General features: G+C 44.2%; 1 protein-coding gene. It reads left to right on the top strand.

Translation table 11 applies throughout. The annotated features are described in order from the left end of the window. Nucleotides 1–107: 107 nt before the first annotated feature. Nucleotides 108–405 (top strand): hypothetical protein (locus tag SB772_RS39250; RefSeq protein WP_410838423.1); only part of this gene is annotated, 298 nt, incomplete at its 3' end.

The raw sequence follows: 405 nt of genomic DNA on the forward strand, positions 1-405 counted from the left end.
GTAGTGACAATAATAGCAGTGCGGATAATAGCAATTTAGGAACGAATAATTGAGAAGGTAGTAGTTAAAATGCATCAATTGCTCAATAACAAAGGCTATGTATGTCGATGACTGCGAACTCTCAACGCGGTGTTGCGCTGCTGACTATCTTATTACTGGTAGTGAGTATTACTGTGGTTGCAGGATCAATGCTTGCTAGCCAAAAAATTGCAATTAGGCGTAGTGGGCTGTTGTTCGATCAAAATCAGTTGCTGCAAGATATCGATGCAGGTCAGCAGTTGGCAGTGACGATGATTCGCGCTGATAGCCACCTCAATGATACTGATAGTGCGCAAGATATCTGGGCGCAGCCTATACCACCTTATACATTGGCTAGTCACAGTGTCAGCATCGAGCTACGCGATG

It is taken from the genome of Paraburkholderia sp. SIMBA_030 (assembly GCF_046535245.1).
GTDB lineage: Bacteria > Pseudomonadota > Gammaproteobacteria > Burkholderiales > Burkholderiaceae > Paraburkholderia.